Origin of the sequence: Streptomyces sp. ICC1, assembly GCF_003287935.1 — a bacterium.
GTDB lineage: Bacteria > Actinomycetota > Actinomycetes > Streptomycetales > Streptomycetaceae > Streptomyces > Streptomyces tritrimontium.
The window spans coordinates 4,180,688-4,197,347 of the sequence record NZ_CP030287.1 but is presented as its reverse complement, the minus strand read 5'-3'; the positions used below and the strand labels follow the sequence as shown (position 1 = coordinate 4,197,347).

At 71.7% G+C, this 16,660-nt stretch carries 10 protein-coding genes; 7 read left to right on the top strand and 3 right to left on the bottom strand.

Features of this window, described 5'->3' with window-relative positions:
• Window positions 1-10 precede the first annotated feature (10 nt).
• Together DRB96_RS19840 and DRB96_RS19835 are read left to right on the top strand one after the other, a co-directional pair.
• Window positions 11-1,234, top strand: a complete 1,224-nt coding sequence (locus DRB96_RS19840; protein ID WP_112449653.1) for a WD40 repeat domain-containing protein — start codon at window positions 11-13, stop codon at window positions 1,232-1,234.
• 72 nt (window positions 1,235-1,306) lie between these two features.
• Entirely contained in the window at window positions 1,307-3,289 is a 1,983-nt protein-coding gene (locus DRB96_RS19835) for a serine/threonine-protein kinase (protein ID WP_112449652.1), read from the top strand.
• Between the two features lie 28 nt (window positions 3,290-3,317).
• Here the strand turns inward: DRB96_RS19835 and DRB96_RS19830 are convergent, their stop codons facing one another.
• The 3 genes from DRB96_RS19830 to DRB96_RS43085 all read right to left on the bottom strand — a co-directional run bounded on the left by DRB96_RS19830 (window position 3,318) and on the right by DRB96_RS43085 (window position 6,643).
• Entirely contained in the window at window positions 3,318-4,571 is a 1,254-nt protein-coding gene (locus DRB96_RS19830; protein ID WP_112449651.1) for a cytochrome P450, read from the bottom strand.
• 112 nt (window positions 4,572-4,683) lie between these two features.
• Window positions 4,684-5,895 carry a low temperature requirement protein A gene (locus DRB96_RS19825; protein ID WP_112449650.1) on the bottom strand — a complete coding sequence of 404 codons (1,212 nt, stop codon included), beginning with the start codon at window positions 5,893-5,895 and terminating at the stop codon, window positions 4,684-4,686.
• Window positions 5,896-5,923: 28 nt separating this feature from the next.
• Window positions 5,924-6,643: a CbiX/SirB N-terminal domain-containing protein gene (locus DRB96_RS43085; RefSeq protein ID WP_162688559.1), complete on the bottom strand. Its 720-nt coding sequence runs from the start codon at window positions 6,641-6,643 to the stop codon at window positions 5,924-5,926.
• 271 nt (window positions 6,644-6,914) lie between these two features.
• Here DRB96_RS43085 and nirB point away from each other — a divergent pair, with 271 nt between their 5' ends.
• From nirB to pflB, 5 genes are all read left to right on the top strand, one after another.
• On the top strand, window positions 6,915-9,698 hold the full coding sequence (gene nirB / locus DRB96_RS19810; protein ID WP_112449648.1) for a nitrite reductase large subunit NirB: 2,784 nt from the start codon (window positions 6,915-6,917) through the stop codon (window positions 9,696-9,698).
• A gap of 150 nt (window positions 9,699-9,848) precedes the next feature.
• Complete coding sequence (locus tag DRB96_RS19805; protein WP_239516112.1) at window positions 9,849-11,270, top strand: MFS transporter; 1,422 nt, start codon at window positions 9,849-9,851, stop codon at window positions 11,268-11,270.
• Between the two features lie 520 nt (window positions 11,271-11,790).
• The gene (locus tag DRB96_RS19795) at window positions 11,791-13,071 is read left to right on the top strand and encodes an RNA-guided endonuclease TnpB family protein (protein ID WP_112449646.1); all 1,281 of its coding nucleotides are present in this window, start codon (window positions 11,791-11,793) and stop codon (window positions 13,069-13,071) included.
• A complete protein-coding gene (locus tag DRB96_RS19790) occupies window positions 12,954-14,081 on the top strand; it encodes an anaerobic C4-dicarboxylate transporter (RefSeq protein ID WP_275432079.1) in 1,128 nt (375 codons plus the stop codon). The genes DRB96_RS19795 and DRB96_RS19790 overlap by 118 nt, the downstream gene beginning before the upstream one ends.
• 241 nt (window positions 14,082-14,322) lie before the next feature.
• A complete protein-coding gene (gene pflB / locus DRB96_RS19785) occupies window positions 14,323-16,593 on the top strand; it encodes a formate C-acetyltransferase (RefSeq protein ID WP_112449644.1) in 2,271 nt (756 codons plus the stop codon).
• The last annotated feature ends 67 nt before the right edge of the window (window positions 16,594-16,660 follow it).

Below are 16,660 nucleotides of genomic sequence, written 5' to 3'. Positions count from 1 at the left end.
GCCATATGGGGTGACGGGCGGCGGGCGGGATACGGTCTCCGGGTGCACGAGCAGACCCCCGAAGTCCCCCACCGCACCGGGTTCCGGGCCCGCCGCCCCGCCCGCCGCCGCACCCGGGGCCTCGCCCACCACCTCGCCCGTCGTCGCCGAGGCCTCCGCCAGGACCCTGCCCCGGCGCACGCTGCTCTTCGGCGGGCTGGCCGCCGGTGCGACGGCCGCCGCCGTCCCCGCGTACTTCCTGTGGCGGAGGCCGGGCACGGACCCGGATCCCGGCAAGCCCGTGGCGCGCCTCGCGGGCCACGCCAACGAGGTCGCCTGCCTCGCCTTCGGCCCGGACGGCAAGACCCTGGCCAGCGGCAGCGACGACGACACGGTGCGGCTGTGGGACGTGGCCACCGGCCGCACGATCACTACGTACCGGGGACACACCGACAACGTCATGTCCCTGGCCTTCAGCCCGGACGGTCACACGCTGTACTCCGGCGGCTCCGACAAGACCCTGCGGCGCTGGGACCTGCGCACCGGCAGGCCGATGAGCGTCGTCGCCTCGTACGACGGGGAGTACGACTACGTCGGCTCCCTGGCTGTGAGCCCGGACGGTGCGACGCTCGCCGTGGGCGTCGGGGCCAGGGCCGAGCTCGTGACGGTTTCCACCGGTCGCGCCTTCGCCACCCTCACCGGGCACGGCGGCAGCGTCAACGACATCGCGTTCAGCCCGGACGGCAAGATCCTCGGCAGCGTGGCTTCCGAGACGGGCGCCAAGATCTGGCTCTGGGCCACCGACACCGGCCGCCGGCTGGGGACCCTCACCGGCGAGACCAAGGACCACTTCAACTCGGTGCAGTTCAGTCCGGACGGCAAGACCGTCGCGGGCGCGGGTCCCGGGGTCCAGGTGTGGGACCTGGCCACCGAGCGCCTCACGGCCACCCTCACCGACCCCCATCCGTACGTCTCCACGGCGGCGTACCACCCGGGCAGCGCGGTGATCGCGGGGGCCGGAGGCGCGCGCGAGCCCAACACGGACGACCAGACCGGCAAGACCGTCAGCCTCTGGGACGTGTCCACCGGGAGCGTCACCAGGACCCTGACGGGCATCATGCCCAACTCCCTGGGCGACACCTACATCTCGGCGGTGGCCTTCAGCCCGGACGGCAAGACTCTGGCGGCGAGCCTCAACCAGGTCGCCAGCTCCGACGAGTCGGGCCACTCGGTCCAGCTCTGGAAGCTCTCCTAGTGCGGTCGCCGCACCAGCCCTCGCCGCTCCCCGGCTCGACCGGGGACCCGGCCTCTCCGACGGAAGGCATCCATGGACGCGTTGTTGCCCGGCGATCCCCCCTGGGTGGGTCCCTACCGGCTGGAGGGGAGGCTGGGTGCGGGCGGTATGGGCGTGGTCTACCTCGCCACCTCGCCGGGGGGCCGCAACGTCGCCGTGAAGCTCATCCGGCCCGAGCTGGCCGCGACCCCGCAGTTCCGCGTCCGGTTCGCCCGTGAAGTGGACGCCGCCCGCCAGGTCGGCGGGTTCCACACGGCCCAGGTGGTGGACGCGGATCCCGAGGCGGCCGCTCCCTGGCTGGCCACCGCGTACATACCGGGGCCGACCCTGCAGCAGGTCGTCGCCCGGGGCGGTCCGCTCGGCGCCGATGCGGTTCTGCGGCTCGGTGCCGGTCTGGCGGAGGGGCTCGACGCGATCCACCGCTGCGGCCTGGTCCACCGTGACCTGAAGCCCGGCAACGTGATCCTCGCCGAGGACGGCCCGCGCATCATCGACTTCGGCATCGCGCGCGCCGTGGACGCCAGTTCACTCACCGCCACCGGGTCGGTCATCGGTACGTACGCCTACATGTCGCCCGAGCAGATCCGTGCCGACCGGGCCGGTCCCGCGAGTGACGTGTTCGCGCTCGGCTCGGTCCTCGGCTTCGCCGCCACCGGCCACAGCCCCTTCGGCGCGCCCACCCTCCTGACGGTGGTCCAGCGGATCCTGGACGAGCCGCCCGCGCTCGACGCCCTCGACGGGGAGCTCCGGCTCCTCCTGGACGCCTGCCTCGCCAAGGACCCGGACGACCGGCCCCGCGTCCCGGACCTCCCCGCCCGGTTCGCGGGAGCCCCCGAGAGCGGGGCGGCCGCGGGCCAGACCCGGCCGGCGGTTCCGGCGACGGCCCCCGCCTCCGCCGCGACTCCGCCCCCGACGCAGGCCGCGACGGTGAAGGATCCGGCCGCGCGGGCGGATCCGTACGCCGCCACGCGCACGGGTCTCGCCCCGGCGACGCCCGCGACGCCCGTGGCCCCCGGGCTGTCCGCCCCCGCGCCGTCCGCCCCCGGGCCGGCCGCGGCCCGGGTGTCGCGGCGCACGCTGGTGTTCGGCGGCCTCGGGGTCGTCGCCGCGGCCGCGGCGGTCGGCGTACCGCTCTACCTGAGCCGGGACGACAGCTCCCTCGAGGGCCCCTCCGGCATGCGTGCGCTCGCGTTCAGCCCCGACGGCGGGACGCTGGCCGCCGCCAGCCCGGACGGAACGATCTGGCGGTGGGACATGCCCAGCCGGCGCAGCACGGTCACCCGCATCGAGATCGCCCACTACGTCCAGGCCAACGCGTTCAGCCGGGACCTCAGACTCCTCGCGAGAGCGGAGGAGAACCGGATCCAGCTGTGGGACGTGGCCACCGGTCGTAGCGCGGGCACCTTCACCGGGGCCACGTCGTACGACCTCCAGGAGGGCTTCTTCGCCTCCGTCGCCCTCAGCCCGGACGGCAGCACGCTGGCCGGGAGCAGCGGCAAGGGGGTGTACGTGTGGGACGTGGCCTCGGGCCGCGCCCACGACGTGCGCGACGGTGTGAAGCGGGGGCCGACGGCGTTCGGCCCGGACGGCGGCCTGCTGGCCGCCGGCGCCCCCGTCCAGGTGCGGCGGATGCCCGGCGGCCAGACCGTGGCCGCGCTCGCCGGCGAGCCGAACGATGTCGCGGAGTTCGCGGCGTTCAGCCCGGACGGCCAGATCCTGGCCGTCGCGCAGAGGGACTACACGGTGCGGCTGTGGAACGCCGCTTCCCAGCAGGACATCGCCGCCCTGGACCGCCACCGGTCCGTGATCCTGGCCCTCGCGTTCCACCCGGGCGGCCGGATCCTGGCCAGCGCGGACCGGGACGGGAAGGCCTTCCTGTGGGACACGGCCTCGGGATCGACCACCGCGGAATTCACCAGCGACGACACCATCGAGGCGGTGGCGTTCAGCCCCGACGGCAAGACCCTCGCGGCGGGACTCGACACCGGCACCGTCCGCCTCTGGGACGTCCCTTGAGGGTCCGCGCGGGGACTTCGCCTTCGGCCTAAGGCTGCTCGAACGCGAAGCGCAGCGAGCGGACCCGGTTGTCGAAGCTGGATCCCGCGAGATCGGGCAGGCCGACCGCCCGCAGGCCGACCGGGCGGGTCAGCAGCTCGCGGAAGAGCGCCTTCATCTCCACCCGGGCCAGGTGCGCGCCCAGGCAGAAGTGCGGTCCGCCGCCGCCGAACCCCAGGTGGGGGTTGGGGGAGCGGGTGATGTCGAAGGCGTCCGGGTCGGGGAAGACCGCCTCGTCGCGATTGGCGGAGGCGTAGTACAGCACCACCTTGTCGCCGGGAGCGAACAGGTGCCCGCCCAGGGTGTGTTCGGCGACGACCGTCCGACGGAACTGGATGATCGGCGTGGAGTGGCGGATCATCTCGTCCACCGCGCCGTCCGCGTGCGCCTCGAAGTCTTCGAGCAGCAGGTCGCGTTGGTCCGGGTTGTCGGTCAGCAGGGTCAGGCCGTGGGTGATGGCGTTGCGGGTGGTCTCCACCCCGGCCACCATCAGCAGCGAGAAGAAGGCGCCGAGCTGGCGGGCTCCCAGGGCCTGTCCGTCCACGTTCGCGGTGACCAGCGCCGAGATCAGGTCGTCCGTCGGGTTCTTGCGCCGCTCGCGCCCGATGCCCGCCACCATCCGCTGCATCCTGGCCAGGGCCCGCAGCCCGCGCCCGGGCATCCGCAGCCGGGCCGCCAGGCCCCGCTCCACGCCGATGTGCTCGGAGGCGTGGTTGACGCGGTCGGCGATCTCGGCGCGGTGGCGCTCCGGGATGCCCATCATGTTGCAGATGACCTCCAGGGGCAGCCGCGAGGCCACCGCCGAGACGAACTCGTCCGGCCGCGCGTCCAGTACGTCGTCCACGATGCGCGCCGCCACCGCGTGGATGTCCTCCTCGGCCGCCGCCAGCAGCCGGGGCGTGAAGGCCCGCTGCACGATCTTGCGCAGCTGCGCGTGATCGGGGCCGTCCAGATTGACCATCGAGTCCCCGAACAGCGCCCGCACCCACCGGGCCGGCTCGGGCGTGGTCACCCCGGGCGCGCTGGCGAACACCTTGGGGAGCCGGCTCGCCTCCTGGACGTCCGCGTGCCGTACGAGGGCCCAGTGCCCGGCCCCCTCGGGGACGAACACGGGGGCGTCCAGGGCCCGCAGGCGGGCGAAGGCGGCCAGCCGGTGGGCGGGCGGCGCCTGCCAGAAGGCGGGATCGGCCAGTTCCCCGCCGGGGTCGCCGCCCGCGCCGTGCCGTTGTGCCGGGAGTGTCATGGCCTGCCTCCAGTTGCGACGCGTCTTCCTGCGCTGGAGAACGGCGGGGGCGGCGCCGGAGTGACGGTCCGGCGCGGCGCCGTTGCCGGGGCTCCGACCCGGACCCCGCGCCTCACCCGCCGGCGGGGCCGGATTCGGCGGGACCGGGCGGGGTGTGGGCGGCCAGGACCGTGCCGACCACGACCGTCGCCGCCGCGACCAGGCCCGCGTACAGGACGGCGTACGGGCCCGCCCAGGTGCAGGCGAGCACCGCGAGGGCGGAGAGGGGCAGGGTCAGCTGCTGGGCGGGGCCCCGCTTGAAGTGGCGGGAGTGCAGCAGCCAGACCATCAGCAGGAAGACCGCCGTGGCGACGGTGACGGAGGCGTTCGCGGCGAGCTGTGAGATGTGCATCCCCCAGACTCCGTCCGGGGGGACCCCCAGGCCGACCGCGTGCTCGACCGCGACCTCGATGCCCGCGCCGATCGCCGCGCCCGAGGCGAAGATCAGAAAGTGCCCGTAACCCCACGGGATCGCCTCCCGGTTGGAGGTCAGGTGCTCGTGCATCGGCACCGCGAAGTAGATCCACCAGGCGGCGAAGACGATCAGCAGCCCGCCGCCGGCGATGGGCAGCAGTTCGCCCAGGGCCTCGTGCTCGTCGAGCGCCGACTTCACGGCCACCGTGCTCGCCGAGATCGTCTCGCCCAGCACGATGATCGTGAACAGGCCGTACCGCTCCACGATGTGGTGGGCGTGCCACGGCGTCTGGTGACCGTGCTCGGCCACCACGGGGACCAGCAGTTCCGCGACGACCAGGATCAGGAACAGCCAGCGTTTGGCGCCGTCCGGGGCGAACAGCAGCGCCACCCAGCCGGCCTGGCAGACGACCAGCCCGGCCGCGTACTTCAGGGCCGCCGCCCGGGCCGCGCCGCGCTCGCCGGCGGCGGCCCGCAGCCACTGGGCGGTGAGCGCGACGCGCATGATCAGGTAGCCGATGACGGCCGTCGTCCAGTCGTCCTGGTCGAAGGCTCGGCTCACGCCCGCCGCGTAGACGAGCACGCCGGCGATCTGGACGAGCGTGGCGATCCGGTAGGGCACGTCGTCGCAGTCGTAGGCGGAGGCGAACCACGTGAAGTTCATCCACGCCCACCACACGCCGAAGAAGACGAAGAAGTAGCTGACCACGCCGGTGCCGGGATGGCCTTCGGCCAGGGCGTGCACGAGGGCGGCGCCCGCCTGCGCGATCGCGACGACGAAGCAGAGGTCGAAGAAGAGTTCCAGCGGGGTCGCGGCGCGGTGGCCCTCGTCCCGGCTGCGGGCGGTCATGGGTACGTAAGCCAGAGCCATGCCGTCCAGGACAGCAGTCCCGCGGGGCTCAGCAGGCGAGGCGCGCGGCCCTCAGGGCCCGTGTGCCCCGGGCGGACTCGTACCTCCCGATGACGAGCCGGGCCAGGCGCGGATGGTCGGCCAGCGGCTCCGAGACCGTCCAGGCGGCCGAGCCGTTCAGGGCGTGCGTGAAGCGTCCGGGGGCCAGCAGGTGCGCGGCCACCGCGATCCGGCGGTACCCGGCGGCCTGGAGGGAGGCCAGCGCCTCGGGGACGGTCGGCCCGGCGGAGGTGAGGTAGGCGGGGAGCACCGGGACGGGCTCGGGGCCCTCGTGCTCCAGCAGGGCGGCCAGCTGGGCGGCGCAGGTCCGGGTGCCGGCGTTCCCGCCGGGGCGCGAGGAGCCCGCGCCGGCCACGACCACCGCGTCGGCCCGGGTGTAGGGGCCGCGGCGGCGCTCGGCCTCGCGCAGCCGGCCGAGCAGGGCGACGGCGATGTCGCGCTCGCCGCTGAGGCCCTCCGTGAGCACGCAGCCGGTGCCCTCCAGGACGGCGGGGATGTCGACGCGGCGGTGGTAGCCGTCGCCCAGGAGCAGCGGGACGACCACCGAGCGCGGGTGCTCCCGTACGACCTCGGCCAGCGAGGGGCGCTGCACGTCGAGGTGGCCGACGAGCGCGTGGACCCCGCTGAGGGCCTCGATCGCGGCGGTCAGGCGGCGAGAGGTCGCGGCGGCGGCCGGGGCCGCGCTGCCGTGGACGGCGAGTACGAGCATGTGGTCTGCCTCCCTGGTCCCGCCCGGGTGTCCTCCTCCCACGCTAGGCCCGCCGGGGGCCGGGGGGAGCCCGGCCAAGGACCTGCGTCGCAGGTCAGAGGTCCTGTGCGGAAGAGGCCGCTCTCCCCGGACCGAGGGGCCCTTTTCGGACGTCCGGGGCTGTGGAGCGGACCTACCGTCGAAAGGTCGGAATACAAGCACGCGTGAGGTCCCCCGGCCGTCCCGGCCCCCGGCGACCCGCGCGGCTCTAGGGACACACGGAGTGAGATCCATGGGGCAGACGCTGGTTGTCATCGGCCACGGCATGGTGGGACACCGCCTGCTGGAGGCGCTCGCCGAACGCGACGCACTCGCCGACCCGGCCCGCCCCGAGCGCGGCGGCTGGCAGGTCACCGTCCTCGCGGAGGAGGACCGCCCGGCCTACGACCGCGTGCACCTGTCCGCGGCCTTCACCGGCTCCACCGGCGAGGAGCTGTCCCTGGTCGCTCCCGGGTTCCTGGAGCGGCACGGCATCGACCTGCGGCTCGGCGACCCGGCCGAACTGGTCGACACCGCCGCCCGTACCGTCACCGCCCGCTCCGGCGACGTGCTGCGCTACGACGCGCTGGTGCTGGCGACCGGCTCCTACCCCTTCGTGCCGCCGATCGACGGCGCCGACGCGGAGGGCTGCTTCACCTACCGCACGCTGGACGACGTCGCGGCGCTGACCGCCTACGCCGCGGAGGAAGGCTCCCGCACCGGTGTCGTCATCGGCGGCGGACTCCTCGGCCTGGAGGCGGCGGGCGCGCTGCGCACGCTCGGACTGACCACGCACGTCGTGGAGTTCGCGCCCCGGCTGATGCCCCTGCAGGTGGACGACGGCGGCGCGGCCGCCCTGCGGGCCACCATCGAGTCCATGGGCGTGGCCGTGCACACGGGCGTCGGCGCGGCCGGCGTGCAGATCCACCCCGACGGGCGGGCGCAGGCGCTGCGGCTGACCAACGGCGAGGAGATCGGCTCGGACGTCGTCGTCTTCTCGGCCGGCGTACGTCCGCGCGACCGCCTGGCCCGCGAGTGCGGCCTGGCCGTGGGCGACCGCGGCGGCGTCGTCGTGGACGCCCACTGCCGCACCAGCGACCCGTACGTCTACGCGATCGGCGAGTGCGCGCAGACCGTCGACGGCAAGGTGTACGGGCTGGTCGCGCCCGGCTACCAAATGGCCGAGACCGTCGCCGAGGCCCTCGCGGGCTCCGGCGAGCTGACCTTCACCGGGGCCGACACCTCCACCAAGCTCAAGCTGATGGGCGCCGACGTGGCCTCCTTCGGCGACCCCTTCGCGCCCGAGGGCCGTGACGGGGCCGTCTCGGTCGTCTTCTCCGATGCCCGCGAGGGCGTCTACAAGAAGCTCCTGCTCGGCCCCGACGGCGCGCTGCTCGGCGGCATCCTGGTCGGCGACGCGGAGGCGTACGGCTCCTTGAAGCCGCACGCCGGCCGGCAGCTGCCCGCCCCGCCGGAGGCCTTCATCCTGCCGTCGACCGAAGGCGTGGCACTGCCCGGCGCGGACGCGCTGCCCGACGACGCGGTGGTGTGCAGCTGCCACAACGTCACCAAGGGGCAGGTGCGCGACGCGGTGGTCGCGGAGTCCCTCACCGACATCGGCGGCGTCAAGAAGTGCACCAAGGCGGGTACGGGCTGCGGCGGCTGCATCGGCACGCTGCAGGCGGTGCTGGACGCCGAACTGTCCGCGGCGGGCATCGAGAAGCCGCGCGGGCTGTGCGAGCACTTCACCCTGACCCGGGCGGAGATCTACGAGAAGATCCGCACCGAGCGCATCCGCGGCTTCAGCGAGCTCCTGGAGACCTACGGGGAGGGCGGCGAGGGCTGCGCCGTCTGCAAGCCGGTCGTCGCCAACGTGCTGGGCACCCTGGCCCCGGACCTCGGCATCGGGCACATCCTGTCGGGCGAGCAGGCGGCCCTGCAGGACTCCAACGACCTCTTCCTCGCCAACCTCCAGAGGGACGGCAGCTATTCGGTCGTCCCGCGGGTCGCGGGCGGCGAGATCACGCCCGAGCAGGTCATCGCGCTGGGCGAGGTGGCCCGGGACTACGGCCTCTACACGAAGATCACCGGGGCGCAGCGGATCGGGCTCTTCGGCGTCAGGAAGGAGCAGCTGCCCGACATCTGGCGGCGGCTCGGCGGCGCCGGATTCGAGTCCGGGCAGGCGTACGGGAAGTCCCTGCGCGCGGTGAAGTCGTGCGTGGGAGCGCGCTTCTGCCGCTTCGGGCAGGGCGACTCGATCCAGCTGGCCATCGATCTGGAGCTGCGCTACCGGGGCCTGCGCACCCCGCACAAGTTCAAGGGCGGCGTCTCCGGGTGCCTGCGCGAGTGCGCGGAGGCGCGGGGCAAGGACATCGGCGTCATCGCCACCGCCAACGGCTGGAACCTCTACGTCGGCGGCAACGGCGGAGCCACTCCGCGCCACGCCGACCTGCTGGCCTCGGATCTGGACACGGCCGAACTGTTCGCGCTGATCGACCGGTTCCTCATGTACTACGTCCGCACCGGCGAGCGCCTGGAGCGCACGGCGGCCTGGCTCGAGCGGCTCGGCGGGAGCGCGGCCGGGCTGGAGCACCTCAAGGAGGTCCTGATCGAGGACTCGCTCGGCATCTGCGCCGAGCTGGAGGCGCAGATGGAACGCCACGTGGGCGCCTACGAGGACGAGTGGGCCGCGGTCCTGGAGGACCCGGCGGCGCTGGAGCGCTTCGGAACCGTGGACTTCGGGACGGCGGCGGGAGCGGCCGCGGCGGACGCGCTGGAGCCGGGCCGCGGGCGCACCGCGGTGCTGGCGGACGGCACGCAGGCCGCGGTCTTCAAGGACCGCGCGGGCGAGGTCTACGCGGTCGGCAACCGGGACCCCTTCTCGGGCGCCGACGTCATCGCCAACGGGATCATGGGCTCGCGGGGCGGGGTGCCCGTCGTGGCCTCGCCGATGCACAAGCAGGTCTTCGACCTGCGCACCGGCATCTGCCTGGACGACCCCGAGGTGTCCCTGCCGCTGGTGGAGCTCCGGCCGTAGGGCCCTGCGGGCGCATGGCCAACGCACTGTGGGCGACGGGACCTTGTCCCGTCGCCCACAGTGCGTTGGCCTCTGATGCGCGGGGCGGCGGAAGCGGACGCTGAATAGGTCAGGACCATCAGCAGAAGATCCCAACGTTCAGGACACGCCATGAGTTCCGCCCAACAGGACGTGCGCGCGGCAAGCGGGCGCGTGCAGGCGCCCGATCCGGCGCAGTACCGCCCCGGCCGCACGATCACGGAGTGGACGCCGGAGGACCCGTCCTTCTGGCAGTCGACCGGAAAGAAGGTCGCCACCCGCAACCTGTGGATCGCGGTTCCGGCCCTGCTGGTGGCCTTCGTGGTCTGGCAGGTCTGGAGCATCACGGCGACCAACCTCAAGGACGTCGGCTTCGGCTTCTCCCAGTCGCAGCTGTTCTGGCTGACGGCCGTCCCCGGCATCACGGGCGGCAGCGCCCGCATCGTCTACACCTTCATCGGCCCGATGATCGGCCAGCGCCGCTTCACGGCGGTCTCCACCGTCGTGCTGATCGTTCCGCTGCTGTGGCTGGGCTTCGCGGTGCAGAACCCGGACACCTCCTACGGCACGATGGTCGCCATCGCCGCGCTCTGCGGCATCGGCGGCGCGAACTTCTCCTCCTCGCTGGCCAACATCGGCTTCTTCTACCCGAAGCAGGAGAAGGGCAACGCGACCGGCATCAACGGCGGCCTCGGCAACCTGGGCGTCTCGGTGGTGCAGCTGCTCACCCCGATCCTGATCACGACCTCGGTCCTGGCGATCGGCGCGGGCCAGAAGAAGGCGAACGGCTCGGAGATCTACCTCCAGAACGCGGCCTTCGTCTGGGTCCCGGTCCTGATCGTCCTCGCCGCCGTCGCGTGGTTCGGCCAGAACGACCTGAAGGTCGCCTCCACCCCCTTCAGCCAGCAGAAGATCATCTTCAAGCGCAAGCACAACTGGGTGATGACCTGGCTCTACGTCGGCACCTTCGGCTCCTTCATCGGCTTCGCCGCGGCGCTCCCGCTGCTGATCAAGACCACCTTCCCGGCGTACTCCGTGGCCACCTATGCCTGGATGGGCCCGGCCCTCGGCGCGCTGGCCCGCTGGGCCGGCGGCTGGATCGCCGACAAGTTCGGCGGAGCGCGGGTGACGATCCTGTCCTTCGTGGGCATGGCTGCCTCGATCATCGGTGTCATCACCTTCCTCCCAGCCGGTTCCGACCAGGGCTCTTTCCAGGGCTTCTTCCTCTGCTTCCTGTCGGCGTTCTTCTTCTCGGGCATCGGCAACGGCTCGACCTTCCGCCAGATCCCGGTCATCTTCCGCGGCCAGCACCTCAAGGGCCTGACGGAGGGCACCCCGCAGTACGCGAAGGCGCTGAAGCAGGCCGAGATCGAGTCGGGCGCGGTGACCGGTTTCACCGCGGCCATCGCCGCCTACGGCTTCTTCTTCATTCCGGCGATGTTCGCGAACTTCGCCGTGACCAGCGCGATGTGGGGCTTCGTCGGCTTCTACGCCAGCTGCGTCGTCGTGGCCTGGTGGTTCTACGCCCGCCCCGGCGCGGAAGCGCCCAGCTAACCGGTGCTCCCGGCTGGTCAGCCCGGGTGTGGTGCGGGGCCGCTGCGCGAGCGGCGCCCGCCTGCGCCCGGGCTTCCCGGGGTCCGGCCCCGGACTCCGGCCCGGGCCTGTGACCCCCTGCGGCGCCGTTGCCGGGGCCAGCCCCCGGACCCCCGCTCCTCAAACGCCGGAGGGGCTGGATTGCTGGTGGCGCGCCGCACTGGAACACCGCACAGACTGGATGTCCTCTTCGCGATGCTCCGCGACGGCACCTTCTGCGAACCCCGCCTGGCCAGTCCCTTGACCGCCGTCTCCCGTCAGGCGTCACTGCGGTGAGGAGTGGGGTCCGCCTCCAGAACAGCCAGCAGCTCCGAGAAGCGCCGGTCCTGCGAGGTTCCCGCAGTCAGTTCGCTCAGCTTCCGCTGGTACTTGGTGACGAAAACCAAGTGAACGTGCAGCTTGTGGACAACATGACGTCTGGTCCGTACATCAGGATGAGGGTTCCAGCGCGGTGACATAAACCCCTGCTAGGTTCCGGATTGTGAGTCAAGACGCCCTGACAAAGCGGCAGTTCGGGCACCGGGCCCGGCTCGCGCTGTCGCCTGCCGGGGTTCGCAAGGCGGATGATCAGGCGCATGCGGCCCGCACCATGTGGAACCTGCTGCACGCCTGGTGGCAGATGATGCCGAAGGAAGAGCGGACTCTCGGACATGCGGACGCCGCGATCCGGCAGGCCCGCGAGGACATCGACTTTCTCGCTGTTCTTCCCGCGCAGGCCGCGCAAGCGGTGTTGAAGACCTATTTCCAGGCGTGGAGGAACTGCTGGGACGGCCGCGCCGACGCCCCGAACTTCAAGGGCCGGCTGCGTACGGTGATGTCCGTGGATGTCCCGCAGGGCCGGGACCTGAACATCACCCGGGTGCACCGCCGCTGGGGCATGGCCAACCTGCCGAAGATCGGCCGGGTCCGTTTCCGTTGGACCAAAGACCTGCCCGTGGGTAAGCGCGCCAACGCGGAGAACCGGATCACCGGGGCGCGGCTGATCAGGGACGCGCTCGGCTGGCACATCGCCTTCCGCGTCCAGACATTGGAGGGCAAGCCCCAGCCCCACCAGGGGCCAGACGTCGGCATCGACGTGGGCATCACCGTGCCCATCGCTCTCTCTGACGGTGAGACGTACGGGCACGGTGAGTGGCTGACCGGCAAGGAGCAGGTGAAGCTCCTGCGCCTGGAGCAGCGTGCCGCGCGACGTAAGCAGCACCGCAAGCCCGGCGAGCGCACCAGCGGCAGGCTGCACCGCACCTACGACCAGATCGCAGGACTCCGCGCGAAAGCCAAGCGCCGGGCCCTGAACTGGCAGCACCTGACGACGACCGTCATCGCCCGCGCGTACGGCACGGTCGTGGTCGAAGCACTCACCATCACGAACATGGTCAAGTCGGCCAAGGGAACTGTCGAGGCGCCGGGGAGGAACGTCGCCCAGAAGTCTGGGCTGAACCGCTCCATCAGCGGGGAAGCGTGGGGCCGGACGGTCGCCATGCTGGCGTACAAGACCGCCCAGTACGGCGGCGCCCTGCACAAGGTCCCCGCTCCCGGCACCAGCCTGCGCTGCTCGGCGTGCGGCTTCACCACGCCCGGCAGCCGGGAGTCCCAGGCCGTGTTCGTGTGCAAGAACCCGGACTGCGGCTGGTCGGGTAACGCCGACTGGAACGCGGCTCGCAACGTCTTGTACCTGTACCGGATGGGCCTCGCGCTCATCCCGGCTGCCGGGAGGGCAGTCGTCAGGCGCGCCAAACGCGTCAAGCCCGCTGCCGCAAGGTAAGCAGGAATCTCCCGGCTCCAGCCGGGAGAGCACTTCAACCCCTGCTCCCCGTGATCCACGACGTGGCCCGCGAAGGCGGCATCCGCCCGGAGCGGCCCATCGCCGTCTCCTCCATCGCGGCCACCTTCGGTATCACCGCCTCGCCCGTCTCCGCCGCCATGGCCGCCATGATCGTGATGTTCGACGGCGACGGCTGGGACCTGCCGAGGATCATGGCCGTCGCCGTGCCGGCCACGCTGCTCGGCGTGCTCGTCGCCGCCACCGTGCAGTCCCGCGTCGGCAAGGAGCTCGGGCAGGACGCCGAGTACCTGCGGCGCCTGGCCGCCGGTGAGATCGAGGCCCCCGCCCCGGCCGAAGCCGCCCCGCCGCTGCGGCCGCGGGCGCGCTGGTCGGCGTACCTCTTCCTCGGCGGGACCGTCGCCGTCGTCCTCAGCGGTCTCTGCCCGGCGCTGCGGCCCGAGACCGCCAAGGGGCCCCTGTCGATGCCCGCCACCATCGAGATCCTGATGATGGCCGTGGCCGCGCTGATCCTGCTGCTGTGCAAGGTCGACGCCAAGCGGATACCGGGCACGGACGTGGCCAAGTCAGGGCTCGTCGCCGTCATCGGCGTCTTCGGGCTGTCGTGGCTCGGACTGTCCTTCATCGGCGCCAACGAGGCCCGGATCACCGGCGCGCTCGGCGGGGTCGCGCAGGACCACCCCTGGTTCTTCGCCATCATGCTGCTGCTCCTTTCCGCGCTGCTGTTCAGCCAGGCCACGACCACCAAGGCGCTGATGCCCCTCGGGCTCGCCCTCGGTATCCCGGCCCCGCTCCTCATCGCGATGTGGCCCGCCGTGAACGGCTACTTCCTCCTCCCCACCTACGGCACCTTCATCGCGGCGATCAACTTCGACAGGACCGGCACCACCCGGGTCGGCCGCTTCGTCGTCAACCAATCCTTCATGCTGCCGGGCCTGGTCACGACGTGCGTCGCGGTATCCACAGGCTTCGCCCTGGTTCAGATTGTCTGACCGGTCGGGCCCTCCCGTAGGGGTCGTGCGCGGTCCTCCCCGAGATTCTTGTGAAAGCTTTCACAAGCGCACTAGGGACCTTTGGCCTGCTCAAAGTGCCAGGTCAACGGGGATGGGGGACCCTTGGGGTCGGGGATGAGGGGACTTTCGGGCCCCAGCTCAGGACCAACGCGGCGCCAAATGATCGATCAAAAGGCGTGCAATGGATACAAGCAATGAGGCGACTCGGAAGGTGCGGGCGATGACTGCCACCCCTGCGGAAACCACGAAGAACGGCGAGGCCTGGAACGGCTTCAAGGGCGGTCTGTGGCGTGACGCCATCGACGTCCGCGACTTCATCCAGCAGAACTACACGCCGTACGAGGGTGACGACACCTTCCTCGCCGGCCCCACCGAGCGCACCACCGCCGTGTGGAAGGCGATCACGGACAAGTTCCCCGAGGAGCGCGAGAAGGGCGTCTACGACGTCGCGTACGACATCCCGTCGTCGATCACCGCGCACGCCCCCGGCTACATCGACCGCGACAAGGACCTGATCGTCGGCCTCCAGACGGACGCCCCGCTCAAGCGCGCGATCATGCCGTACGGCGGCTGGCGCATGGTCGCCGGCGCCCTGGAGACCTACGGCTACCCGGTCTCGGACGACCTGGAGAAGGTCTTCACCGAGTACCGCAAGACCCACAACGCCGGTGTCTTCGACGCGTACACCCCCGACATCCGCGCCGCCCGCAAGGCCGGCATCGTGACCGGCCTGCCGGACGCGTACGGCCGCGGCCGCATCATCGGCGACTACCGCCGCGTGGCCCTCTACGGCGTCGACCGCCTCATCGCCTTCAAGAAGGAGGAGAAGGAGGAGATCAACTCCCTCCCCGCGGGCAACCGCTCGCTGGAGGAGACGATCCGCCTGCGCGAGGAGCTCTCCGAGCAGGTCCGCGCCCTCGCCGAGCTCAAGGCGATGGCCGCCTCCTACGGCTACGACATCTCCGGCCCGGCCACCACCGGCCGCGAGGCCATCCAGTGGCTGTACTTCGCGTACCTGGCCGCCGTGAAGGAGCAGAACGGCGCGGCCATGTCGCTCGGCCGCACCTCCACCTTCATCGACGTCTACCTCCAGCGCGACATCGAGGCCGGCCTCCTCACCGAGGAGCAGGCCCAGGAGCTGGTCGACGACTTCATCATCAAGCTCCGCATCGTCCGCTTCCTGCGCACCCCGGAGTACGACGAGCTCTTCTCCGGCGACCCCACCTGGGTCACCGAGTCGATCGCCGGCATGGGCGAGGACGGCCGTCCGCTGGTCACCAAGACCTCGTTCCGCTACCTCCACACCCTCTACAACCTCGGCCCGGCCCCCGAGCCGAACATGACGGTCTTCTGGTCGCCCCAGCTGCCGCAGGGCTTCAAGGAGTTCTGCGCCCGGGTCTCGATCGACACCTCCTCGGTGCAGTACGAGTCCGACGAGCTGATGCGCCCGCGCTTCGGCGACGACACCGCCATCGCCTGCTGCGTCTCGGCCATGCCCGTCGGCAAGCAGATGCAGTACTTCGGCGCCCGCGTCAACGTCGCCAAGACCCTGCTCTACGGGATCAACGGCGGCCGCGACGAGAAGTCCGGCGCCCAGGTCGGCCCGGCCACCGGTGCGATCACCTCCGACGTGCTGGACTACGACGAGGTCATGGCCAAGTTCGACGAGCAGATGGAATGGCTCGCCGACACCTACGTCCACGCCCTGAACGTCATCCACTACATGCACGACAAGTACGCCTACGAGCGCATCGAGATGGCGCTCCACGACCGCGACGTGCGCCGCACCATGGCCTGCGGCATCGCCGGCCTCTCGGTCGCCGCGGACTCTCTGTCGGCCATCAAGCACGCCAAGGTCACCGCGGTGCGCGACGAGACCGGCCTGGTCACCGACTACACCATCGAGGGTGAGTACCCGGCCTTCGGCAACAACGACGACCGCGTCGACTCGATCGCCGTCTGGCTCGTCGAGGAGTTCATGAAGAAGGTGCGCAAGCACCCGACCTACCGCGAGGCCGAGCACACCCAGTCGGTCCTGACCATCACCTCGAACGTGGTCTACGGCAAGAAGACCGGCAACACGCCGGACGGACGCCGCGCGGGCGAGCCGTTCTCCCCGGGCGCCAACCCGATGAACGGCCGCGACACCCACGGCTACGTCACCTCGGCGCTGTCGGTCGCCAAGCTCCCCTACGAGGACGCCGAGGACGGCATCTCGCTGACCAACACCGTCACCCCCGACGGCCTGGGCCGCACTCCCGAGGAGCGGATCAAGAACCTGGCGGGCGTCCTCGACGGCTACATGGCGGTCGACGGCTTCCACATGAACGTGAACGTGCTCAACCGCGACACGCTCATGGACGCCATGGAGCACCCGGAGAACTACCCGCAGCTGACCATCCGCGTCAGCGGCTACGCGGTGAACTTCGTCCGCCTCACGCGCGCTCAGCAGCTCGACGTGCTGAACCGCACCTTCCACGGCTCTCTCTGACCCTCACGGGAGACCACGAGCACGCGCGGCCCGGGGCCGGCCCTCACCCGGCCCCGGGACCGCGCGT